The sequence below is a fragment of the Nocardia terrae genome (assembly GCF_009760405.1).
GTDB lineage: Bacteria > Actinomycetota > Actinomycetes > Mycobacteriales > Mycobacteriaceae > Nocardia > Nocardia terrae.
Window position 1 is genome coordinate 116,608 of sequence record NZ_WRPP01000008.1, and the last position, 21,593, is coordinate 138,200.

The 21,593-nt window shown below is 70.1% G+C and carries 20 protein-coding genes; 8 read left to right on the forward strand and 12 right to left on the reverse strand.

Translation table 11 applies throughout. From position 1 onward, the window contains the following. Window positions 1-4 precede the first annotated feature (4 nt). Both GPX89_RS33625 and GPX89_RS33630 read left to right on the forward strand, forming a co-directional pair. Entirely contained in the window at window positions 5-688 is a 684-nt protein-coding gene (locus tag GPX89_RS33625) for an LppM family (lipo)protein (RefSeq protein ID WP_157391754.1), read from the forward strand. Then, window positions 685-1,821, forward strand: a complete 1,137-nt coding sequence (locus tag GPX89_RS33630; protein ID WP_157391755.1) for a glycosyltransferase — start codon at window positions 685-687, stop codon at window positions 1,819-1,821. Before GPX89_RS33625 ends, GPX89_RS33630 begins: the two co-directional genes overlap by 4 nt. Before the next feature lie 204 nt (window positions 1,822-2,025). On the opposite strand, the gene GPX89_RS33635 is transcribed toward GPX89_RS33630, so the two are convergent. Continuing rightward, window positions 2,026-2,853, reverse strand: a complete 828-nt coding sequence (locus GPX89_RS33635; protein ID WP_157391756.1) for a hypothetical protein — start codon at window positions 2,851-2,853, stop codon at window positions 2,026-2,028. Window positions 2,854-2,981: 128 nt separating this feature from the next. After that, window positions 2,982-3,923 (reverse strand): methylenetetrahydrofolate reductase, encoded by a 942-nt coding sequence (locus GPX89_RS33640; RefSeq protein WP_328602638.1) that lies wholly within the window; start codon window positions 3,921-3,923, stop codon window positions 2,982-2,984. Between the two features lie 269 nt (window positions 3,924-4,192). Here GPX89_RS33640 and GPX89_RS33645 point away from each other — a divergent pair, with 269 nt between their 5' ends. From GPX89_RS33645 to GPX89_RS33660, 4 genes are all read left to right on the forward strand, one after another. Further along, window positions 4,193-5,326: a polyprenyl synthetase family protein gene (locus GPX89_RS33645; protein ID WP_407939516.1), complete on the forward strand. Its 1,134-nt coding sequence runs from the start codon at window positions 4,193-4,195 to the stop codon at window positions 5,324-5,326. A 40-nt stretch (window positions 5,327-5,366) separates the two neighbouring features. Further along, entirely contained in the window at window positions 5,367-6,962 is a 1,596-nt protein-coding gene (gene crtI, locus GPX89_RS33650) for a phytoene desaturase family protein (protein WP_157391757.1), read from the forward strand. Between the two features lie 85 nt (window positions 6,963-7,047). Next, window positions 7,048-8,784 carry an alpha-(1->6)-mannopyranosyltransferase A gene (locus tag GPX89_RS33655; protein WP_235948729.1) on the forward strand — a complete coding sequence of 579 codons (1,737 nt, stop codon included), beginning with the start codon at window positions 7,048-7,050 and terminating at the stop codon, window positions 8,782-8,784. An 11-nt stretch (window positions 8,785-8,795) separates the two neighbouring features. Beyond that, window positions 8,796-9,740: a phytoene/squalene synthase family protein gene (locus GPX89_RS33660; RefSeq protein WP_328602608.1), complete on the forward strand. Its 945-nt coding sequence runs from the start codon at window positions 8,796-8,798 to the stop codon at window positions 9,738-9,740. 139 nt (window positions 9,741-9,879) lie between these two features. On the opposite strand, the gene GPX89_RS33665 is transcribed toward GPX89_RS33660, so the two are convergent. Then, on the reverse strand, window positions 9,880-10,248 hold the full coding sequence (locus tag GPX89_RS33665; RefSeq protein WP_328602609.1) for an Rv2175c family DNA-binding protein: 369 nt from the start codon (window positions 10,246-10,248) through the stop codon (window positions 9,880-9,882). Between the two features lie 107 nt (window positions 10,249-10,355). On the opposite strand from GPX89_RS33665, the gene GPX89_RS33670 reads away from it, so the two are divergent. Beyond that, on the forward strand, window positions 10,356-12,386 hold the full coding sequence (locus tag GPX89_RS33670) for a Stk1 family PASTA domain-containing Ser/Thr kinase (RefSeq protein WP_198347730.1): 2,031 nt from the start codon (window positions 10,356-10,358) through the stop codon (window positions 12,384-12,386). A gap of 194 nt (window positions 12,387-12,580) precedes the next feature. Here GPX89_RS33670 and GPX89_RS33675 read toward each other — a convergent pair whose 3' ends face one another. Then, window positions 12,581-13,969, reverse strand: coding sequence for a class II 3-deoxy-7-phosphoheptulonate synthase (locus tag GPX89_RS33675; protein WP_328602610.1), 1,389 nt, complete (start codon window positions 13,967-13,969; stop codon window positions 12,581-12,583). A 127-nt stretch (window positions 13,970-14,096) separates the two neighbouring features. Here GPX89_RS33675 and GPX89_RS33680 point away from each other — a divergent pair, with 127 nt between their 5' ends. After that, the gene (locus tag GPX89_RS33680) at window positions 14,097-14,594 is read left to right on the forward strand and encodes a polyadenylate-specific 3'-exoribonuclease AS (RefSeq protein WP_157391906.1); all 498 of its coding nucleotides are present in this window, start codon (window positions 14,097-14,099) and stop codon (window positions 14,592-14,594) included. A 4-nt stretch (window positions 14,595-14,598) separates the two neighbouring features. Here the strand turns inward: GPX89_RS33680 and GPX89_RS33685 are convergent, their stop codons facing one another. From GPX89_RS33685 to GPX89_RS33725, 8 genes are all read right to left on the reverse strand, one after another. Then, window positions 14,599-14,817: a cold-shock protein gene (locus tag GPX89_RS33685; RefSeq protein ID WP_157391759.1), complete on the reverse strand. Its 219-nt coding sequence runs from the start codon at window positions 14,815-14,817 to the stop codon at window positions 14,599-14,601. Between the two features lie 74 nt (window positions 14,818-14,891). Continuing rightward, a complete protein-coding gene (locus GPX89_RS33690) occupies window positions 14,892-15,617 on the reverse strand; it encodes a lysophospholipid acyltransferase family protein (RefSeq protein WP_157391760.1) in 726 nt (241 codons plus the stop codon). A 175-nt stretch (window positions 15,618-15,792) separates the two neighbouring features. Then, window positions 15,793-16,797, reverse strand: coding sequence for an ROK family glucokinase (locus tag GPX89_RS33695; protein WP_157391761.1), 1,005 nt, complete (start codon window positions 16,795-16,797; stop codon window positions 15,793-15,795). Continuing rightward, window positions 16,794-17,921 (reverse strand): hypothetical protein, encoded by a 1,128-nt coding sequence (locus GPX89_RS45030; protein WP_235948795.1) that lies wholly within the window; start codon window positions 17,919-17,921, stop codon window positions 16,794-16,796. The genes GPX89_RS33695 and GPX89_RS45030 overlap by 4 nt, the downstream gene beginning before the upstream one ends. After that, on the reverse strand, window positions 17,918-19,450 hold the full coding sequence (locus GPX89_RS33705) for an ArsA family ATPase (protein WP_407939517.1): 1,533 nt from the start codon (window positions 19,448-19,450) through the stop codon (window positions 17,918-17,920). The genes GPX89_RS45030 and GPX89_RS33705 overlap by 4 nt, the downstream gene beginning before the upstream one ends. After that, window positions 19,447-19,884, reverse strand: coding sequence for an SRPBCC family protein (locus tag GPX89_RS33715; protein WP_157391762.1), 438 nt, complete (start codon window positions 19,882-19,884; stop codon window positions 19,447-19,449). Before GPX89_RS33715 ends, GPX89_RS33705 begins: the two co-directional genes overlap by 4 nt. 35 nt (window positions 19,885-19,919) lie before the next feature. Beyond that, on the reverse strand, window positions 19,920-20,312 hold the full coding sequence (locus tag GPX89_RS33720) for an SRPBCC family protein (protein ID WP_328602611.1): 393 nt from the start codon (window positions 20,310-20,312) through the stop codon (window positions 19,920-19,922). 85 nt (window positions 20,313-20,397) lie between these two features. Beyond that, complete coding sequence (locus GPX89_RS33725) at window positions 20,398-21,552, reverse strand: glycosyltransferase family 4 protein (RefSeq protein WP_157391763.1); 1,155 nt, start codon at window positions 21,550-21,552, stop codon at window positions 20,398-20,400. Window positions 21,553-21,593 lie beyond the last annotated feature (41 nt).

Sequence of the window (21,593 nt, forward strand, 5' to 3'; positions counted from 1 at the left end):
GCGGATGCTGGCGGTGGTCCTGTTCGCGGGGCTGACCGTCATGCTGACCGGATGCCTGCGGGTGCAGGTGTCGATGGGCGTGTCCTCCAATGACCGGGTGTCGGGCCGCATTGTCGCGGCGGCCGTCCCGCAGAACGACAAGGACAAGGGCCCGCAGCTGAAGGCGCCCGACGGACTGCAGGGCAAGGTGCGGGTGGACCCGTACGCCCAGGACGGATACGTCGGCAGCCAGGTGTATTTCGACAACCTGTCCTTCGGCGAGGTGCAGCAGCTCGGCTCGATGTCCGATCAGACCTCCGGCATGTTCAACCTGGTCTTCAACCGCACCGGCGACCTGGTCACCCTGACCGGCCGGGTGGACCTGAAGAGCCTGCCCGCGCAGGGTGCGGACGTGCAGATGACCGTCGCCTTCCCGGCCCGTGTCGCCACCACCAATGGCACCCGCGAGGGCGATTCGGTGGTGACCTGGAAGCTGCCCGCCGGTGACGTCTCCACCCTGCGCGCGGAAGTCGGCTACGCGGACCCGAATACGCGATCCTTCGCCGGGTGGGCGGGCATCGTCGGCGGCATCACCCTGGCGGTGGCGGCCGTGGTCGCGGTGCTGGCCTACATGACCCGGAACCCCGATCCGCCGGCCTACGTCCGGGCCGCGCGCTGGCTGCGCCCCGATCGAGCCAAGACCCGATGACCCGCCTCGCCGGGGTGGTGACGGCCGGTAGCGCCGTCGCTGTCCTCGGCGCGGCCGTCGCCCTCGCGAACCGGCTGAGCGCGCCGCGGCTGCGGCCCGCGGATCAGGACATCACCGAACCGGTCACCGTCCTGATCCCGGCCCGCGACGAGGCCGACCGCCTGCCCGCCCTCATCGCCGATCTGCGCGCCCAGCACGGTCTTTCCGATCTGGGCGTGCTGATCCTCGACGACGGCTCCACCGACGGCACCGCCGACGCCGCCCTCGCCGCCATCGGCGACGACGAGCGATTCTTCCTGTCCCGCAACGACATCGATCCCCCGCCGGGCTGGACCGGCAAGACCGCCGCCTGCGCCCGGTTGGGCGCGCTCGCCTCCGGCGAGGACGTGCTGATCTTCCTCGACGCCGACACCCGGCTGGCCCCCGGCGCGCTCGCCGCGGCGGTCCGCGAATTGCGTTCCACGGGCGCCGCACTGGTCTGCCCCTGGCCCCGCCAGCTCGCCGAATCCGCGGCCGAGCGCCTGGTGCAGCCGCTGCTGGGCTGGTCGTGGGCCGCGACACTGCCGGTCGCACTGGCGAATCGGACCCTGCGCCCCTCGATGGCCGTGGCCTGCGGCCAATTCCTGGTCTTCGACGCCGCCGCGTACCGGGCGATCGGCGGACACGCCGCGGTGGCCGACAGCGTGACCGAGGATCTGGCCATCGCCCGCGAACTGCGCCGCAGCGGGCGACACACCACGCTGGTCGTGGCGGGCACGCTGGCCGAGACCCGCATGTACCGGAACACGACCGAACTCACCGAGGGCTACACCCGCTGGCTGTGGTCGGCCTACGGCGGTCCGGCCGGGAGCATCGCGGTCGGTTCGGCTGCGGCGCTGGCCTTCTGGGCCCCGCCTCTGGCCGCGCTGTGCGGACGCGGGCGTCTCCGCCGGGTCGGCCTGCTGGGTTACGGCGCGGGCGTGGCGGCCCGCCTGCTGGCTCGGTCCACCGAGACCGGCGGACGACCGACGCGCGCGGATATCGTTGCGGCCCTCGCACACCCGCTATCGGTGGCCGCTTACCTCGTGCTCTCGGCCCGATCTCATCGGGCGTACCGAGACAACAGACTCCGGTGGAAGCGCCGAGCGCTCTGACCACCGCGCTGAAAAAGCCCAGGGCGGAACGTGATTCAGCCAAGTCGGGAAGGTACTGACCCAATCGATCGGTGCGGCCTCACCGTCCAGGAGGCGTCGCCACACTGTTCCGGCGCGCTCTCGGCCGGAATCCGTTGGCATGAGCTGGATTCCAGCGTTGCGCTCGCCGGAGCGAGGGGGCGATCCAGTGCCGATGCGGGACGGTCAGGGGACGGTGGTCAGGCCGACGGTCGGCAGGAACAGGCAGGTGGTGGCGCCGTTGCGGACGGTGCCGAACATGGCGGCCAGCACGCTGCCGGAGCCGGTGTTGACCGGGACGGCGCGGACGCCGCCGACGGGCAGGGCGGCGGTGAAGTAGTCGCGGACGGCCTGTTCGACCATGGGGCGCAACTCGTTCGGGACCTGCGGCGGGATCATGGCGTTGAGGACCTGACTCAGCGGGCCCATGGGGACCAGGCCGCCGCGGCCGCTGCTGAGGTTGAACCAGGCGACCTGCATGCCCGAGGTGTCCGCGCCGTCGGGAGTGATGCCGTAGGGGACGAAGGCGAACATGGTCTGGCCCGCCTTCACCGCCGAAAGGTCCAGTCCGGGAATGGAAACGGCGTAGCGGGGCCACGGGCCGGGGATGGTGCCCGCGACCGCCGGGGCCAGCCCGAGGGTGGTGCCGCCGAGGCAGAAGGGGGCCGCGGTCGGGAACAGGAACGGCTGGATGCCCAGGGCCTGCAGGCCGTCGACGGTCTGGCCGTAGGCCGAGAGCCAGTCCGACGGGGCGGCGGTCTCGGACCTGGCGGTGGTGCCGGTACCGCTGTCGGTTCCGGCGAAGGCATTGCCCGCGGCGGTGATCGCCGCCAGCGCGGCGGCGGCCGCGGCATTCGCGGGCGTGGCGGTCGCGGGCGCGGGAACGCCGGCGGGGGCCGAATCGGCGGGCGCCGCGGCGGCCGGTCCCGCGAGGGTTGCCGGGCCGGCGGCGGCGAACACCGCGCAAACGCCGAAAGCGCCTGCGACACGGACGAGGTGGTGGAACACGGACATGGGTGGCTCCCCTCGAGGTCACGAGTCGGGGGGAACGCTACTCCGCTGACCAGCGAAAACCAGACATTTCGTCCGGCATGCCGGTCACTTGTTCAGCGGATCCGCAAACCTGTGCCTTGCCGCCGCGGCTATCGGACCGCGGCCGGCGCCGGGGACATGGTGTAGCCGAGGTTCGCCAGCACTTCGCTGGTGGCCTTGGCGAAATTCAGGGTGATGAAATGCAGGCAGGGCGCGCCCTCGGCGATGAGGGTTTCGGCGATCTCGGTGGCGATCTCGATGCCGACCTCGCGGACCGCCGCGCGGTTCTCCTCCGGACCGTCGCCCGCGGCCTTCCGCAGACGTTCCATCACCTTGGCGGGCAGATCCCGGCCCGACAGCTCGACCGCGCGCTCCACGGTGCGCAGCGAGGTGATCGGCATCAGCTCCGGGATGATCGGCTTGGCGCCCTCGACCGGATCGCACGCGATGACCCGATCCCGCAGGCGCAGATAGTGCTCCGGATCGAAGAACATCTGGGTGATCGAATACTCCGCGCCCGCACGCAGTTTCGCGCACAGGTAGCGGGTGTCCTCGTCGAGGTCGCCCGAGCGCGGGTGGCCCTGCGGGAACGAGGCCACGCCCACGTGGAAGTCGCCCAGCTCGCGCACCATGCGGACCAGTTCGTCGGCGTACTCGACGCCCTCGGGGTGCTTGACCCACTCCCCCAGCACATCGCCCGGCGGATCGCCGCGCAGCACCAGCAGATTGCGGATGCCCGAATCGGCGTAGGCGCCGACGATCGAACGCAGCTCGGCGACCGAGTGATCGACCGCGGTCAGGTGCGCGACCGTGAGCAGGGTGGTCTCACTGGCCAGCTGACCGGTGATCCGGATGGTGCGGTCGCGGGTGGAACCGCCCGCGCCGTAGGTCATGGACACGAACGCCGGGTGCAGCCGCTCGAATTCGCGGGCGGCGCGCCACAGGCGCGCCTCGCCGGCGGCGTCGCGCGGCGGATTGAACTCGACCGAGAACGGGACCGACCCGTCGGGACGCGGGCCCAACTGCTGGACCACGGAGCGAGTTCCGGACACTTGGGGTGTGCGGGAAACTCGGCCAGGGGTCGAATATCCCCGTACATTGTCGAAACTCACGCGGACATTTTACGGGGGCGCGCGAGGCACCGGACCCCGACCTGGGCTTATCCCAGCAGGTGGGACCGGACCCGACCCGACCGATTGCCGACGGGGACTGCGTGGTCGGTAGAGTCGGGACCGCTGGGCTTCGCCCGCGATATGGCAACCACTCCCTCGTCGTACGGAGAGATGTCGTACGGAGAGATATCGCGGCGGCAGGCTCGATAATCGCGCGCACCAAGGAGGCTCCCCTGTCCGCCGGACCTGGTACCCCGACCCGCCACCCGGTCGGCACGGGCTCTGTCGTCGCCGCCGTGGAGGAACGGCTCAATGCCTTCTTCGAGACCCGGGGTCCGATCGTGGAGCCGCTCGGACCGGTGTTCGTGGACGCGGCACGGGCCTTGCAGGACTTCGTGATCCGGGGCGGCAAGCGCACCCGGCCCTCGTTCGCGTGGACGGGGTGGCTGGGCGCGGGCCGCAGCGTGGACGACGCGGACGCCGACGCGGTGCTCACCGCCTGTTCGGCGCTGGAGCTGGTGCAGGCGTGCGCGCTGATCCACGACGACATCATCGATTCCTCGCGCACCCGCCGCGGCTTCCCGACCGTGCACGTGGATTACGAACAGCGGCACCGGGATCAGCGCTGGCGCGGTGACTCCGATCACTACGGGGTCAGCGTCGCCGTCCTCATCGGCGATCTGGCGCTGGCCTGGGCCGACGACATGACCCGCGACGCCGGACTGCCCGCCGACGCCGCCGCCCGGTTCGCGCCGGTGTGGGCGGCCATGCGCACCGAGGTGCTGGGCGGGCAGCTGCTCGACATCCACGGCGAGTCCGCCGGGGACGAATCGGTCGAGGCGGCGCTGCGCATCAACCGCTACAAGACCGCGGCCTACACCATCGAGCGGCCGCTGCACATGGGCGCGGCGCTGGCCGACGCCTCCCCCGAGCTCATCGCCGCCTACCGCGAATTCGGCACCGACATCGGCATCGCCTTCCAGCTGCGCGACGACCTGCTCGGCGTCTTCGGCGACCCGGCCGTCACCGGCAAGCCCTCCGGCGACGACCTGCGCGAGGGCAAGCGCACCGTCCTCATCGCCGAGGCCCTGCAGCGCGCCGACGTCGACGCCCCGGCCGTCGCCGACCTCATCCGGACCAGCCTCGGCACCGATGTCACACCCGAGCGCGTCACCGAATTGCGCACGGCCATCACCGAACTCGGCGCGGTCGACGCGGTGGAGAAGCGCATCAGCTCACTCACCGACCAGGCGTTGACCGCACTGGACGCGAGCACCGCGACCTCCGAGGCCAAGCGGCAATTGCGCGCCATGGCGCTGGCCGCCACCGCACGCTCCTACTGATCCCGAGCGCTCGAGCGGCAGACAGAGAAGAAGTGGTGGCATGAAAACTGTTGCGGGGCCGAGCGATCGGGTCGTCGTGGTGGGTGCGGGGTTGTCCGGGCTGGCGGCGGCGCTGCATCTGGTGGCGGCCGGGCGGCAGGTGACCGTGCTGGAGCGGGCCGATCATGCCGGTGGGCGGGTCGGGTTGTACCGGGGGCCGGATTACGAGATCGATTCCGGGGCGACCATTCTCACGCTGCCGGAGCTGATCGACGAGGCGCTCGGGGTGGTCGGGCACACCCGGGAATCGGTGGGGCTGCGGATTCTGGAGATAGCGCCCGCGTATCGGGCGCGGTTCGCGGACGGGTCGGTGATCGGCGTCTACTCCGACGAGGAGCAGATGGCCGAGGAGGTCGAGCGGGTGCGCGGGCCGAAAACGGCGCACCGCTACCGGCGACTGCGCGGCTGGCTGCGCGCGGTGTACGAGGCCGAGTTCGGGCAGTTCATGGACACCAACTTCGATTCGCCGCTGGACATGGTGCGGATGCCCGAGAAGCGGGCGGCGCTGGCGAAACTGGTGCGGCTGGGCGCTTTCGGGCGACTCGGGCCCAAAGTCGGCGCGATCGTGCGGGACTCGCAGGTCGCGCGGCTGTTCAGCTTCCAGGCGCTGTTCGCGGGGACGGCCCCCAGCCAGGCGCTCGGGGTGTACGGCGCGATTCCCTACATGGACACCTGCCTGGGCGTCTACTACCCGGAGGGCGGCATGCGGGCGGTCGCGCAGGCGCTCGCGCGCGCGTTCACGGCCGCGGGCGGAACGCTCGAGCTGAATGCCGACGTGATCGGCATCGACTACCGGGGCAAGCGGGCCGAGGCGGTGCGGACCGCGGACGGACGCGTCTTCGACTGCGACGCGGTCGTGGTGACCGCCGACATCGGGTCGCTGCCGCGCTTCGGCCTGCGGCACCGGCGCGGGCTGCGGGCCTCGCCGTCGGCGGTGGTGGCGCACGGCACGATTCCCGCCGAGGTGGCGCGGACCTGGCCGGTGCAGGCGCATCACACCATCGACTTCGGGGCCGAATGGGACAAGACCTTCACCGAGATCGCGGCCCGGCCCGGCCGCGGACGGCTGATGAGCGATCCCTCGCTGCTGCTCACCCGGCCCGCGCTCACCGATCCCTCGCTCTACATCGACCGTGCCGAACAACACATCGACGAGGCGGGCCATCTGCGCGACACCGCGCGCTACGAACCGCTCTCCCTGCTGACCCCCTGCCCGAATCTGGCTGCCGCGCCGCTCGGCTGGGACCAGCTCACCCCCTTCTACCTGCGCGAACTCCTGCAGACCCTGGAAGAGCGCGGCTACCAAGGGATTTCGGAGCACTTCCGGATCGACCACGTCGACACCCCGCGCACCTGGCGGGCCGCGGGCATGATCGCGGGCACCCCGTTCGCGGCCGCGCACCTGTTCCGGCAGACCGGTCCCTTCCGGACCCGAAACCTGGTGCGGGGCCGCGCGAATGTGGTGCTGGCGGGCTCGGGAACCGTGCCCGGCGTCGGCGTGCCGACCGTCCTGCTCTCCGGGAAACTGGCCGCCGAACGCATCACGGGCGGCGTTCGACATGCCGCTACCCCGATCACTTGCCACCAGGGCGGGTAGTACCGGCGGGTAAGCACTAGACTGACCCGCGTCCTGAACCATGCGGCCGCCGCGCCGCCGACCTTTCCGGGGGGAACGACCGCCGATGCCGACCCCCGAGATGGACTCCGCCGGACCGGACGCCGCGAGCAGCACAGCCACGCGGACCGTCCGCGCTGTCGCGCAGGCCGAACCGCCTGCCGCCCCCGGCACGGCATCGTCGGCCACCCCCGGCAGCGCATCGTCCGACGCCGCGGCCACCGCCACCCAGCACTGGTTGCGCCTGGCCTCCGACTTCACCCGCAGCCCGCAGGGCCACTCGGCCACCCTCGGATTCTTCGGCGCACTGCTGATCACCTTCGGCGGGTTCGGCGCGGGCAGCGTGCGCCGCAGCGACCCGCTGCTCGAGGCCATGCACCTGTCGTGGCTGCGCTTCGGGCACGGGCTGGTGCTGTCGTCGGTGTTCGTGTGGCTCGGCGTCATCGCCATGATCACCGCGTGGGTCCGGCTGGGGCGCATCGTGATCGGCAAGCAGCCGGGCGCCACCGTGACGCTGGGCGAGCTGCGCGCCATCGTCGGCATCTGGATCTTCCCGCTGCTGTTCGCGGTCCCCATGTTCAGCCGCGACGCCTACTCGTATCTGGCGCAGGGCGCTATGCTGCGCGACCACATCAACCCGTATGCCCTCGGTCCGTCGGCGCTGGGGCAGAACGCCGCCACCGTCCTGGACAACGTGAGCCCCGTCTGGCTCTACACCACCGCGCCCTACGGTCCGGTCTTCCTGCTCATCGGGCGCGCCATCACCACCATCACCGGTGACAATGTGGTGGCCGGAACCATCGCGCTGCGCCTGGTCATGCTGCCCGGCCTGGTGCTGATGGTGTGGGCGATCCCGCATCTGACCAAGCATCTGGGCGGCAAGCCCACCATCGCGCTGTGGCTCGCGGTGCTGAACCCGCTGGTGCTGATCCACCTGATCGGCGGCGTCCACAACGAGATGCTGATGGTCGGCCTGATGGCCGCGGGCATCGCGCTGGTGCTCGAGCACCGGCACGTGGAAGGCATCGTGGTGGTCGCGATCGGCGTGGCGGTGAAGGCGACCGCGGGCGTGGCGCTGCCATTCCTGGTGTGGATCTGGATGATTCACGAACGCGAACGCCGCGCCGCGCTGAACGAGGGCGATCTGCCGCATCCGTTCCGGACCTTCGCGAAGATCAGCGCACTGGGCGTGACCATCTTCGCGGCCGTATTCGTCCTGGCCAGCTGGGCCACGGGGCTGCCGGTGAACAGCTGGTTCGGCTGGCTCACCGCGCTGTCGGGGTCCAAGAAGATCATCAACTGGCTGTCGCTGCCGACCATCATGGCGCACATGGTCACCTGGGTGACCCCGCTGACGCTGGACGCGGTGCTGTCGTGGACGCGCATGCTGTGCGCGGTGGTGATGGTGGGCCTGCTGGTGTGGGCCTGGTGGCGGTTCAAGAGCAGCGAGAAGGTGGCCGTGTTCGGCATTCTCGTCGCGTTCGTGGCCATCGTGGTGCTCTCCCCGGCCGCGCTGCCCTGGTACTACTCGTGGCCGCTGGCCCTGGCCGCCGGTTTCGCGCTGTCCACCCGGACGCTGCAGGTGCTGGTCGGGTTGTGCACGTGGCTGATGCTGATCTTCCAGCCGGACGGTTCACCGGTGTCGAGCATCGTGCACGGCACGCTGGCCATCTTCTTCGCCGTGGTGGCGGCGCTGTCGCTGTGCAAGGTGGATCCGCTGAAACTGCGTGCGGCACAGTCCCATACCGACCGGCATCCGCCCACCGATCAGTTCAGCGGCACCGCCGCGCCCGGCCCGGCGTGAGTCGATCCACCGTGCCACTCGATCGCGCCTACCGGGACTGCCGGCGAATCGCCGCCGCCCACGGGCGCACCTACTTCCTGGCCACCCGGCTGCTGGAGCCCGAGCGCAGACCGGCCGTGCACGCGCTGTACGCCTTCGCGCGGCTGGTCGACGACATCGTGGACGCGAGCGACGCGGCGGGCCGGGCGGCGGAATCCGCGGCGCAGCTGGATCGGATCGAACACGAACTGCGGGCGCGGCTGGTGGACGCGCCCGTCGAGGAATCCGACGGGCGCGAGGCGCGGGTGCTGCTGGCGGTGTCGGACACCATCCGGCGGTATTCGATTGCCGCCGACCACTTCTGGGTGTTCCTCGACTCCATGCGCATGGACATCCCCGGCGGGCCGCAGTACCGCGACCGCTACGCCACCATGGCCGAGCTGAACGACTACATGCGCGGCTCGGCGGCCGCCATCGGGCTGCAGTTGCTGCCGGTGCTGGGCACGGTGGTCCCGGTGGCCGATGCCGAACCGGCGGCGGCCGCGCTGGGAGAAGCGTTCCAGCTCACCAACTTCCTGCGGGACATCGGCGAGGACCTGGATCGCGGGCGGGTGTATCTCCCCGCTGACGAGTTGGCGGCCTTCGGCGTGGACGCCGAACTGCTGTTCCACTGCCGGGAATCGGGGCGGACCGAGCCGCGGGTGCGGCGCGCGCTGGCCCATCTGATCGCGATCAATCGCGGTGTCTATAGGCGGGCCGTCCCCGGTATCGATCTGCTCACACCGCGGGTGCGCCCGGCGATCCGGACTGCGGCCGCCCTCTACGGCGGCATCCTCGACGAGATCGAGCGCGCCGACTACGAGGTCTTCGCCCGCCGCGCGGTGGTGCCGCAGCACCGCCGATTGCGCGTTGCCGCACGGGAATGCTTATCCGCCTCCCCGCGCCTTTTGCCGATCTTCGGGGAGCCCACCAACTGAATCACCGGACCGGCGGTCGGGAGCGGGTCAACTCTTGGATGTCCCCGACGAGTCACCCGCACGGTACCAAATCAGTTGTCGCCCTGGGCATCAGGCCGTGCACGGCGGCCCAGCCGCCGTGCACGCAGATGATCCGGTCTCAGAAGGGATCGGCGGCCGCTCGGCGGATCACCTCGCGGGCCAGGGGACCGTGCAGAGCATCGATCGGGCGGCCCGGCAGGGTCTCGTCCTCGGTGTAGACCCACTGGAGGATTTCTTCATCGGTGTATTTGCCGTCACGCATGACCGTGATGAGACCGGTCAAGTGTTTGGCCACCGCGCCGGTGGAGTCGAAGAACTCCTTCGGGATACCCGCAACGCCGTCGCGGCGCACCGCGATTATCTGATGGTCGCGCAGCATCTGATGCACCCGCGTAACCACCATGCCCAGCTGCTCGGCCACGTCGGGCAGCGGGATCAGGGTCACCGAATCCGGCAGGACGTCTTCGCTGCAAGGAAAGGCACTCACGCCGACTACGGTAGTCCGTCGCGTCGCCACCGTCGCATCACACCCCGACGCGACTACCATCGGGTGAGCCGCGCCGGGCGGCTTCGAGAAAATCGGAAGGGTTGCAGTTGATCGGCCAGATGCTGGAAGGGCGCTACCGCATCGACGCGCCGATCGCGCGTGGCGGAATGTCCATGGTGTTCCGGGGGGTGGACACCAGATTGGATCGACCGGTCGCCATCAAGGTGATGGACCCGAAGTTCGCGTCCGACCCGCAATTCCTCACCCGCTTCGAGCTCGAGGCCCGGGCCGTGGCCAAACTCAAGCACCCCTCCCTGGTCGCGGTGTACGACCAGGGCGTGGACGGCGACCATCCGTTCCTCATCATGGAACTCGTCGAAGGCGGCACCCTGCGGGAGTTGCTGCGCGAGCGCGGGCCCATGCCCCCGCACGCCGTGCGCGCCGTCGCCGAGCCCGTGCTGGCCGCCATCGGCGTGGCGCACGCCGCCGGGCTGGTGCACCGCGACATCAAGCCGGAGAACGTGCTCATCTCCGATTCCGGCGAGGTGAAGATCGCCGACTTCGGGCTGGTGCGCGCGGTCGCCGAGGCCAAGATCACCTCGGACAGCGTGATTCTCGGCACGGCCGCCTATCTCTCCCCCGAACAGGTGACCAGCGGCACCGCCGACGCGCGCAGCGACGTGTACTCCGCGGGCGTGCTCATCTTCGAAATGCTCACCGGCCGTACCCCGTTCACCGGCGACAACTCACTGTCCATCGCATTGCAGCGGGTCGAGAAGGACGTGCCGAGCCCGAGCCGGTTCATCACCGGCATCCCGCCCGAGATCGACGAGCTGGTCGCCCACGCCACCGCCCGCGAACCCATGCACCGCTACGCCAACGCCACCGAGATGGCGGGCGAACTGCGGCGCATCGCACGGGAACTGCAGCTGCCCGAGTACCGGGTGCCCGCGCCCACCGAGTCGGCCGAGCATCTCAGCGCCAAGTACCGGGTCGGGCCCACGCCCGCACCGGCCGCGCCGCTGCATCCGCCCTCGCGGCCCATTCCGGGCGCGGCGGATCTGACCACCCGCCTGCCCGCCGACCCGCCGACCATGCGGGTGGACCCGGCGACATTGCGTGTGCCCCAGGCGCAACACACCAGAGTCATGACGGCGGCGCGCGAGCTGCCCGCCGACTATCCGCCCACCGAGTACGCGCCGCAGCAGTCCGGACCGCCGAACAACCATGGCTATCAATCGGATCTGATCGAGGACCGCGGCAAGTCGCGGCGCAAGGTGATCATCTGGTTGAGCATCGTGCTCGCGCTGGCGGTGCTGCTCGGCATCGGCGGCTGGTGGCTCGGGGTCGGCAGATATTCGGCGGTGCCGTCCATCGCGGGGATGAACACCGATAAAGCGATCACCGCCCTGAAGGACGCGGGCTTCAAGACCGAGACCCGCAACAAGGCGTCGGACACCATCCCGGTCGGCAATGTGGTCGGCACCGATCCCGCCGCCGGGACCAGAGTCACCAAGGGCTCGCTGGTGGCGGTGCTGGTCTCCAGCGGTAAGCCGAAAGTGCCGGATGTGCAAGCGGGACAGGACCTGCAGTCGGTCAACAAGGCCATCAGAGACGCCGGACTGACCCCCGTCGACAGCGGCGAGATCGGCAGCACCGCCCCGAAAGGCAGCCTCGCCAAGGTGGATCCGGGCCCCGGCACCGTACTCCCCGCCAACGCGCAGGTGAAGGTCTACCGCAGCAAGGGATCCCAGCCGGTCAAGGTGCCCGACGTGAAGGGCAAGACCGAGGACGAGGCCAAGACGGCCCTGCAGAAGGCCGGGCTCACCGTCAGCTCCACCCGGGACCAGTACGACGCCAAGATCAAACCCGGCCAGGTGGTCGGCACCGATCCCGCCGCGGGCACCAGCGCCGAATCCGGCAGCGGTGTGGTGCTGATCGTCAACAGCGCACTCGAGATGCCGAACCTCTTGGGCTCCAATGTCTCCGCCGCTCGCAGCAAGCTACAGGGAATGGGACTCTCGGTCACCGTGCGACAGCTGGCCAGCAACGACAGCTCGATCATCATCTCGCAGAGCACCGCCCCGGGCGACGCGGTCGAACCGGGCTCCACGATCACCCTCGTAGCGATACCGTAGCCGCCTCCCCGCGACTTCAGCGGACAGCGGAGAGCCGTCAACCGTCCCGCATCCGGACCACGGCAAAGTGCCGAAACCATTGTGGCCGTACCCGATGAGTTACCCCGATAGCAGCGAAATCACTTGTCACTCTTGGATACGAAAGAGCCCGGACCGTTTCGAACGGTCCGGGCTCTCCTACAGAGCGTGAGTTCTCAGCGCAGCATCTCCGCGACCAGGAACGCCAGCTCCAGCGACTGCTGGGTGTTCAGGCGCGGGTCGCAGGCGGTCTCGTAGCGCTCTTCCAGGTTGAGGTCCGAGATGTCCTGCGCGCCACCGAGGCATTCGGTGACGTTCTCACCGGTGAGCTCGATGTGCAGGCCGCCCGGGTGGGTGCCCAGCGCGTGGTGCACCTCGAAGAAGCCCTGGACCTCGTCGACGATGCGGTCGAAGTGGCGGGTCTTGTAGCCGGTCGAGGACTCGTGGGTGTTGCCGTGCATGGGGTCGCACTGCCAGATCACCTGGTGGCCGGTGGCCTGCACCTTCTCGATGATCGGGGGCAGCACGTCGCGGACCTTGCCGTTGCCCATGCGAGCCACCAGGGTCAGGCGGCCGGGCTCGTTGTTGGGGTCCAGCCGCTCGACGTATTCCACGGCCTGCTCGGGCGTGGTGGTCGGGCCGATCTTGAGGCCGATCGGGTTGGCGATCAGCTCGGCCAGGGCGACGTGCGCGCCGTCGAGCTGGCGGGTGCGCTCACCGATCCACAGGAAGTGCGCCGAAAGGTCGTACAGCACCGGCTCACCCGAGACCGGGTGCTCGCTCAGGCGCAGCATGGCGCGCTCGTAGTCGAGGACCAGCGCCTCGTGACTGGCGTAGAGGCGGGCGCTCGACAGGTTCGGATCGTTGACGCGGCAGGCCTTCATGAAGGCGAGCGCGCGATCGATCTCGGTGGCCATCTGCTCGTAGCGGGCGCCGGCCGGGGACTGCGCGACGAACTCGCGGTTCCAGTCGTGCACCTTGTGCAGGTCGGCCATGCCGGCGGAGGTGAGCGCGCGCACCAGGTTCATGGCCGCCGACGCGTTGGCGTAGGCGCGGACCAGGCGCGACGGATCGTGCACGCGCAGCGCGTCCTCGGCGACGAGCGAGTTCACCATGTCACCGCGGTAGGACTTGAGGCCCAGCGAATCGGTGTCGGACGAGCGCGGTTTCGCGTACTGACCCGCGATCCGCGCCACCTTCACCACCGGCAGGCTCGCGCCGTAGGTGAGCACCACGGCCATCTGCAGCAGGGTGCGGATATTGCCGCGGATGTGCGGCTCCGTGTTGTCGGCGAAGGTCTCCGCGCAGTCGCCGCCCTGCATGAGGAAGGCTTCACCGCGGGCCACCTCGGCCAGACGCAGCCGTAGCTCCTCGACCTCGGCGGGTACGCAGATGGGCGGTACGCTCTCGAGCACGGTGCGCATCTTGGCGGCCTGCTCGGGATCCCAGGACGGCTGCTGCAGCGCGGGACGAGCGAGTGCGGTGTCGAGGCGCCGACGCAGCTCGGCGGGCAGCGGAGGAAGTTCCGGCAAGCGATCGATCGGTACGTCGACGGTCCAGTTCACCCGTTCAGAATACGGATCGACCTTGGTGCGGTGGACCACCCCCAGGGCTGGGATTGCTCACACCGGGTGGTCGTATGATCAGCCCGGACCCAAACCCCGAGCTCGAGGTCAGGAGAGACCCATCTCACTGCGGTACTTTTACGATTCGGAATTCATCGAGGACGGGACCGTCATCGACCTCGTCTCCATCGCGGTGGTCTGCGAGGACGGACGCGAGTTCTACGCGGTCTCCACCGAATTCGACCCCGAGAAGGCCGGGCCGTTCGTCCGCCGCAACGTCCTGCCGAAGCTACCGCCGCCCTCGTCCCCGCTATGGCGCTCCCGCCAGCGCATTCGCGACGACCTCTACAAGTTCCTGGTCCCGCGCGCCGGCGTCGAACCCGAACTGTGGGCCTGGGTCGGGGCCTACGACCACGTGGCGCTGTGCCAGCTGTGGGGTTCCATGGTCGACCTGCCCAACGCGCTGCCCCGCTACACCAATGAGCTGCGCCAGCATTGGGACCAGCACGGCCGCCCGCCGCTGCCGCCGGTCCCGAAGGACGCGCACGACGCGCTCGCCGACGCCCGGCACAACCTGGCGAAGTTCGAGGCCATCGAGGCGTATCGGCGGATCCAGGCGTCCTAGCGGGTCAGAGCTTCCGGACTCGGGTGACGACGTAGTGGTACCCGTCCTGGTTGGCGGGGCGGAACTTGAACTCGACCCGGTCGCCCGCGGTCAGGGCGCGGAAGCCGGTTCCGTCGATGGCGGAGAAGTGCACCCAGGCGGCCTCGCCGTCCGGCAACGCCTTCGAAGTGATGACGCCCCAACCCTGTTCGGCGTCGAAGGACTCGACCACACCCCGCTCCATGGCACGAGAGTAGCCCCGGACGACAACGGGCCCCGAGTGAATTCGCTCGGGGCCCGTGTGGTTCGGGGTGGGTGTCAGCCCGCCATGGTCTGCGGGATGCGGTCCTCGTCGGGGCGGCTGCCGGAGGGGACGCCCTTCTTCAGGGAGGCGGCGTAGACGTCCACGTACTCCTGGTCGCCCATCCGCATGAGCTCGTACATGATCTCGTCGGTGACGGCGCGCTCGACGAAGCGGTTGCCGCCCATGCCCTCGTAGCGCGAGAAGTCGATGGGCGCACCGAATTTCACGGTGACCTTGCGCGGGCGCCAGCGGAAGGGGCCGGGCGGGCACACCTCGTCGGTGCCGATCAGGGCTACCGGGATCACCGGCACTCCGGTCTCCAGGGCGAGGCGTGCCACACCGGTCTTGCCCTTGTAGAGGCGACCATCCGGGGAGCGGGTGCCTTCGGGGTAGAGCCCGACCAGGCGGCCCTCGCCGAGCAGCTTGCGCGCGGTGTTGAGGGCGGATTCGGCCGCGTCCGCACCGGACCGGTCGATCGGGTACTGGCCGGTGCCGGAGAAGAAGAACTTCTGCAGCCGGCCCTTGAGACCCGGGGTGGTGAAGTATTCGGCCTTGGCCAGATAGGTGATCCGGCGCGGGCTCATCAACGGGGTGAACAGCCAGTCCGTGAAGGACAGATGGTTGCCGGCCAGAATGGCCGCGCCCTTGGCGGGAATGTTCTCGACGCCCTCAACCTTCGGCCGGTTGATGAGATGCATCAGCGGCCCCACCAAGACGTACTTCAGCAGCCAGTAGAACATTGCGTCCTTTCCCCTGTTTCGATACCCGGGACCGGCCTCGTTGCGGGCACCACCACTGCTTGCCTACCCTACCGCCGAGACCTGGCGGTAACCAACCGGTGGTGACGGGATTCTCCGATGTCGGGACTTTCGTCCCGAGCAATGGAATCGATCTTCGGCGCGCTCGTGAATTCGATCAGCGCCGCGCCTGGGCCACCGGATGCCCATTCTGCTCCGCGAGCACGGCCGCGCGGGCCAGTTCGGCCGCGCCGATCATGCCCGCGGCCTCACCCAGCTGGGCGGTGCGGATGCGGGCCAGGCGGCGGTGGCGGGCGCCGGTGATCGAGGCGGCGTAGTGCTCGCGGGCGTCGTCGAGGAACAGCGGGGCCGAACTGCTCACGCCGCCGGCCACCACGATCAGGTCCGGGTCGAAGATGTCGCTCACGAAGGCCAGACCCAGGCCCAGCCAGCGGGCGAAGTCCGCCATCACCTCCTGGGCCACCGGGTCGCCGTCCTGGGCCGCGCCCGCCACCCGGCGACCGGTCAGCGAGCCGGGATCACGACCCGATTCGCGGGCCAGCAGGGTGGAGCGCTGCGGGTCGGTGGCCAGGAACTCGATCGCGGTGTCGACCAGAGCCGTTCCGCTGCAATACCTTTCCCAGCAGCCGCGCTTGCCGCACGGGCAGGCGCGGCCATTGGGCACCACCTGCAGATGACCCAATTCCGGTGCGACACCGAAACTTCCGCGATACAGCTGGCCATTGCTGAGCAGCGCCGCGCCGATGCCGGTGCCGATGGCCACCAGCACCACATTGCGCCCGCCCGCCGCCGCGCCGAACCGGTACTCCGCCCACAGCGCGGCATTGGCGTCGTGCTCGAGAATCACCGGCAGGCCCAGACGCTCGGTGAGCCGCTGCGCGACGGGCGCGTCCTCCCACGGCAGATGCGGGGCGAACCGCACGGTGGCGCGGTCCTCGTCCACGAATCCGGCCACGGCCAGCCCGACCGCGCCGATGGCATGCCGTCCGCACAGCTCCCGCACCGCACGGGCCAGCCCGTCCTCGAGGGCACGCGCCGAATGCGGGGTCGGCGCGGTCACGGTATCGAGCACCTCGCCCGACCCGTCCACCACCGACGCCCGAATATTCGTGCCGCCCACATCGATTCCCACGGTCAACGGCACATCCTCACCCGCCCTCATGCCTTGATGTTCACGTCGATGGGCACATACTTGGCGCGCTTGGCGCGACGGCCGCCACTCGGCTGCGCCGCGCCGCGTCCCGTCGCGGGACCGGGATCACGGCCCGCATCCGGTGCCGTGGACGAATCCGCGCGGCCGGGACCGTAACCCGCCGTGGAATCGGCGGCCGACCGACCGACCGCGCCGGGGACGGGCCCGCGCGCCGAAACGCCGCCGGGACGAATCGATCCGCCGATGTCGTCCGCCGGGCCTGCCACCGGAGGACCGAACGGCATCCCGCCGGGCGCACCGACCGGGCCACCGGCGGCGCCGGCGCCGAAGCTCTTGCGCCGCGGGGTTTCGGCGCGGGCCGCGCCGGACCCCGCGGGGGATCGGGCCGCGCCCGGTCCGCGGCCGAGATGATCGTTCCCGCCGGCATCGGAGTCGTCCGCTCCCCCAGCGGATGCCGGGTCCGGCGGGTCGCCGGCAGACCGGCCGGATGCACCGGGGCGCGGGCCGGGTGGACCATCCATCGCGTCGGGGTCGGTGCCGAAGGCGTTGTGCCGAGCCTGATTCCTGGCTGCCGCGCGGCCTTGCATACCGACGACGAAGCGGGCGAGCATCGCCGTGAGATTCGCGCCCGGACGGTGCGGGTGCCCGGCCTCGGTGGATTCGCTTTCGCCCCAACCGGATTCGGCGCCGTTGTCATCCGATTCACTCGTGTCCGCGTCGCCGCGGGCGGTGGCGTATGCGTCGGCGAAGGGCAGGTCCCCCGAGCCGGGATCGGTGGCCGTGCGCGAATAGTGATGCCAGGCATGGTATTCCGGGGAATCCGGATCCAGGTCGGGCGGGATGACCGGGTCCACCGGGACCCCCGCGAGCGCCTCGCGCAGCACGGTGACGATGGCGGTGCCGTGGTCGGCGATGGCGGCCACCACATCGTGGTGCTCGCCGCGCACGATGGCCGCGGCCGCGCAGACCGGGCACCAACTGCAGCTGGACCATTCGACGCGGCCGTCGGAGGCGGTACGGCGCAGCACCGGTTCGACGCGTTCCAGGACGGCCTCGGCCAACAGCCGCAGTTCCTCGGCGAATTCGCCGAGGTTCTCCTCGGGGTGTCCGGGACGCGGGTGGGTCGTGGTCATTTCGGCCAGACCTGTGGATCGGGCCGGAAACGGATGACCAGCTGGTCGCCGTCGAGCTCGGCGGTCTCGACCGTGCACCGCCGCAATACCGGGGCCAGCCGCAAGCGCCGCCGGACCCCGTCCGCTCCCACGATCAAATCGTCCTCCACTCGTCCCAGCCGCAGGGTCGACGGATCGACCACCGGCAGATGCATGCGCATCGCGAACACCGAGTGCACGCCCGCCCCCGACTCCAGCCGCACCACCGGCTCGGCGGGAACGGGCAGCACACCGTCCGCATCTGTGCCAAGCATAGGGATCGGACGCCATCCCACCCAGTTACCACTCGCGTCCACCGCGTAGGACAGCGCCGCGAGCGAGCTCAGCCCCACCGGTTCGGCCCCCGCATGGCCCACGACCTGCACCGGAACATCGCGCAGGCGCTTGCGGAGCTCGGTCACCACGTCGAGTTGTTCGCCACGCCGATTGAAGTACCACTGCACCGCGGGATGCGGTGGCTCGGTGGGGGCAGGCATCTCGGTGAGCACCTTGTTCACCAGCACGGCATCCAGTCGGATACCCAGCAGAGCGGCCGCGGAACGCACGCGCGCGGATTCGGCGACCGCGACCTGCTCGGCGGCGGTGACCAGCCGCGCGCCCGTGCGGGTCCGGTCCACGAGCAGATCCCGGGCATCGGTCACCGCGGCCACGATCTGTTCCACGGTCACCGCGAGCACGGCCTTACGGAAGTCGGTTCCGATGGTCTCCATGGTCCGGGAGTGCGCGGGCCACACCCGTTCCAGATACCCGAGCACCGTGTCGGGCGCGGTGACGATGCGCAGCATGTCGGCCGAGGGCGGGCAGTCCACCACGATCACGTCCCAGCGGGCGTCCTTGGCGAACTGGGTGATCTCGAGCAGCGCGAGCAGTTCCTGCACGCCCGGCAACCCGGTCAGTTCAGCGGGATCCAGTGCGTCCAGATCGAATCCGTGCTCATGCCCGGCACCGGACGCCATCACCAGCACCTGCCGGAACCGATCCTCCAGCAGCGCAAGCGAATCCACCTCGATCACGTCGAGGGCCGGTGCGGCGGCGAGAGACTCGCCACGGGAGGCGCGCGGCGAGGCGCCGGAGCCGGACGGCCTCGCCGTGAACCCGGGTCCGACGTCGGTCGCCGAAGACTCGGTGTCGCCGATATCGTCGGCCATCCCACCCCGCCACGCGGCGCTGAACTCCGCGGCGGCGACTCCGGGTCCCCGCTCGGCAGCGAATTGTTCCCGCCCGTCGGCGAATTGCGGTGCGGGCGCGGCGAACATGGGCAGGGGCAAGCTGGCGACGGCTGCGGTCGCGTCGTGGCGCAGCCGGTAGCCGAGGGCGTCGCCGAGGGAATGGGCCTGGTCGAGCGAGGCCAGCAGGACGCGTTGGCCGGATCGGGCGTAGGCGAGGGCGGTGGTGCACGCCAGTGTGGTCTTTCCGACGCCACCCTTGCCGATGAAGAGCTCGACGCGGGTGGCGGGGCGCGGCGAGCGTTCGGTACCGCCGGTGGTCAGCCTTCGACCCGCTTCTTGAGTTCCTTGAGCGCGGTATCGGTGATGACCTTCTCCGCCTTGCGTTTGAACATGCCGATCATCGGGATGTTCAGGTCCACCGTCAGCTCGTAGACCACCTGGGTGGTGCCGTCGGGCAGGGCGATGAGTTCGTAGGTGCCGTCCTGCGCCTTCTGCAGGTCACCGGCGACCAGGCTCCAGCTCACGGCTCGGCCGTCGGGCCGCCAGGTGTAGGACAGGCTGTAGGTGTCCTTGACGACGCCGGCGTCGAGCACGAACCGGGCGGTGCGGGCGCGGCCGTCCGGGAACTTGTCCAGCACTTCGACCGAGCGGGCCGCGGCGACCCATTCCGGATACGACTCCAGGTCGGCGATGACGGCCATCACTCGGTCCGAGGGGGCGTCGATCACGATCGACCTCTGAGTTCGATCGGCCATGGGCGGCAACGCTTCCTTTCTGGTGAGCGACGGCGCTAGCGAACGGCGGCGGGCGCGACCCCGGCCTTGCGCCCGGCCTCGAGGCGGGCCTTGATCTCGAAGGACATGACTTTGCCCGCGACGCGGCGAGACCGGTTCATGGCCAGCAGCTCCCGTCCGGACATACCGGCGATGCCGCCCTTCGGTTCGGCGTGCATGAAGTAATGCATGATGACGCCGTCCAGCATGGGCTCCAGCCAGACCTCCATGGTGCCGTCCGCGCCACCGCTGACGGTCCAGCGAATCCCCTTCTCGCCCCGGTCTTCCCGGACCTGCAACTGCAGATCGGGCCACCAGCGGCGCCAGCGGGCACGATCGGCCAGCACCTCGGCCACGGCCTCGCCCGGCGCGGCGACGAAGGTCTGATCGGCAACCTGGATACTGCTCACGCGGCTGAGCCTAGCGCAGGACGCCGATCACCTCGGACCCACGCCGACCGGGAGCCGCCGCTCAGGCCACCCCGTCCCGGGTAGCTCAGTGGACACGGCCCGCGCGCAGGCTCGGGTCCAGCAGTTCCCGTAGTCGCGCACCCATGAGATCCCAGCGCCACTGCTGCTGCACCCACTGCCGGCCCGCCGCGCCCATCGCGGCGGCGGCATCACGGTCGGAGAGGATGTCGACGATGGCGTCGGTGAGCGCGGCGATGTCCTTGCCGCCGACCACGCGCCCGGTCTCGCCCTCGCGCACGGTTTCCGGCGCGCCACCCGAATCCCCGGCCACCACCGGCACTCCCGTGGCGGAAGCCTCGAGGAAGACGATGCCGAGACCCTCCACGTCCAGGCCGAATCCGCGGGTGCGGCACGGCATGGCGAAGACATCGGCAATGGTGTGATGGGCGGCGAGCTCCTTCGACCGGACGCGACCGGTGAAGATCACGTCCGCACCGAGCCCCATCGCCTGCGTGAACGCCCGCAGCTTCTGCTCGTACGGCCCGCTGCCCGCGATGACGAGCACCGCCCCGTCGACCCGCTTCTTGATCTCGGGCATGGCCGTGATCAGCATGTCCTGCCCCTTGCGCGGCACCAGCCGTGACAGGCACAGAATCGTGGGCCGATCCCCCAGCCCGTACCGCTCGCGCAACTCGGCCCGCGCGGCCGGATCCGGCTTGAACACCTCGGAATCCACGGCGGGAGGCAGATATTCGAGCGCCGATTGCGCCCCGAACGCCGCCGCGAACCGCCGCCGCGTGTATTTACTGACATAGGTGACGACATCGGTGTGATCCCCGATCACCCGCAGCGCCTGCCGCGCCCCCGGCAGCATCGACCACCCGACCTCGTGCCCGTGCGTCGACGCGATGATCCGCTCGGCCCCCGCCTGCCGCAGCACCGGCGACATCAACGCCAGCGGCGCGGCCGCCCCGAACCACACCCGATCACACTGCTCGTCCCGCATCAGCTTCTTGGCCCGCCGCGCCACCAGAGGCGTCGGCAACATCAACGTCGTCGGATGCCGCACCACCTGAAACGGCTGCTCCGCATCGAACTCGAGATGACTGTCCCCCCGCCACCGAGGCGCGTAGACAACCAGCTCATCGGCAGGCAACTGCAAGGCGAGCGCATGCAGATACGACTGAATCCCACCCGGCCGCGGCGGGAAATCATTGGTAACCAGCAAAGTTCGCCCCATACCCCAAACCTACTGCACCCCCGCCCCCGCCTCTCCCCACC

Coding starts and splice junctions, on each gene's coding strand:
- GPX89_RS33625 (WP_157391754.1), top strand. CDS start 5: ATGCTGGCGGTGGTCCTGTTCGCGGGGCTGACCGTCATGCTGACCGGA.
- GPX89_RS33630 (WP_157391755.1), top strand. CDS start 685: ATGACCCGCCTCGCCGGGGTGGTGACGGCCGGTAGCGCCGTCGCTGTC.
- GPX89_RS33635 (WP_157391756.1), bottom strand. CDS start 2,853: ATGTCCGTGTTCCACCACCTCGTCCGTGTCGCAGGCGCTTTCGGCGTT.
- crtI (WP_157391757.1), top strand. CDS start 5,367: ATGAAAACTGTTGCGGGGCCGAGCGATCGGGTCGTCGTGGTGGGTGCG.
- GPX89_RS33655 (WP_235948729.1), top strand. CDS start 7,048: ATGCCGACCCCCGAGATGGACTCCGCCGGACCGGACGCCGCGAGCAGC.
- GPX89_RS33685 (WP_157391759.1), bottom strand. CDS start 14,817: ATGGAGCGGGGTGTGGTCGAGTCCTTCGACGCCGAACAGGGTTGGGGC.
- GPX89_RS33690 (WP_157391760.1), bottom strand. CDS start 15,617: ATGTTCTACTGGCTGCTGAAGTACGTCTTGGTGGGGCCGCTGATGCAT.
- GPX89_RS33695 (WP_157391761.1), bottom strand. CDS start 16,797: ATGAGGGCGGGTGAGGATGTGCCGTTGACCGTGGGAATCGATGTGGGC.
- GPX89_RS45030 (WP_235948795.1), bottom strand. CDS start 17,921: ATGACCACGACCCACCCGCGTCCCGGACACCCCGAGGAGAACCTCGGC.
- GPX89_RS33715 (WP_157391762.1), bottom strand. CDS start 19,884: ATGGCCGATCGAACTCAGAGGTCGATCGTGATCGACGCCCCCTCGGAC.
- GPX89_RS33725 (WP_157391763.1), bottom strand. CDS start 21,552: ATGGGGCGAACTTTGCTGGTTACCAATGATTTCCCGCCGCGGCCGGGT.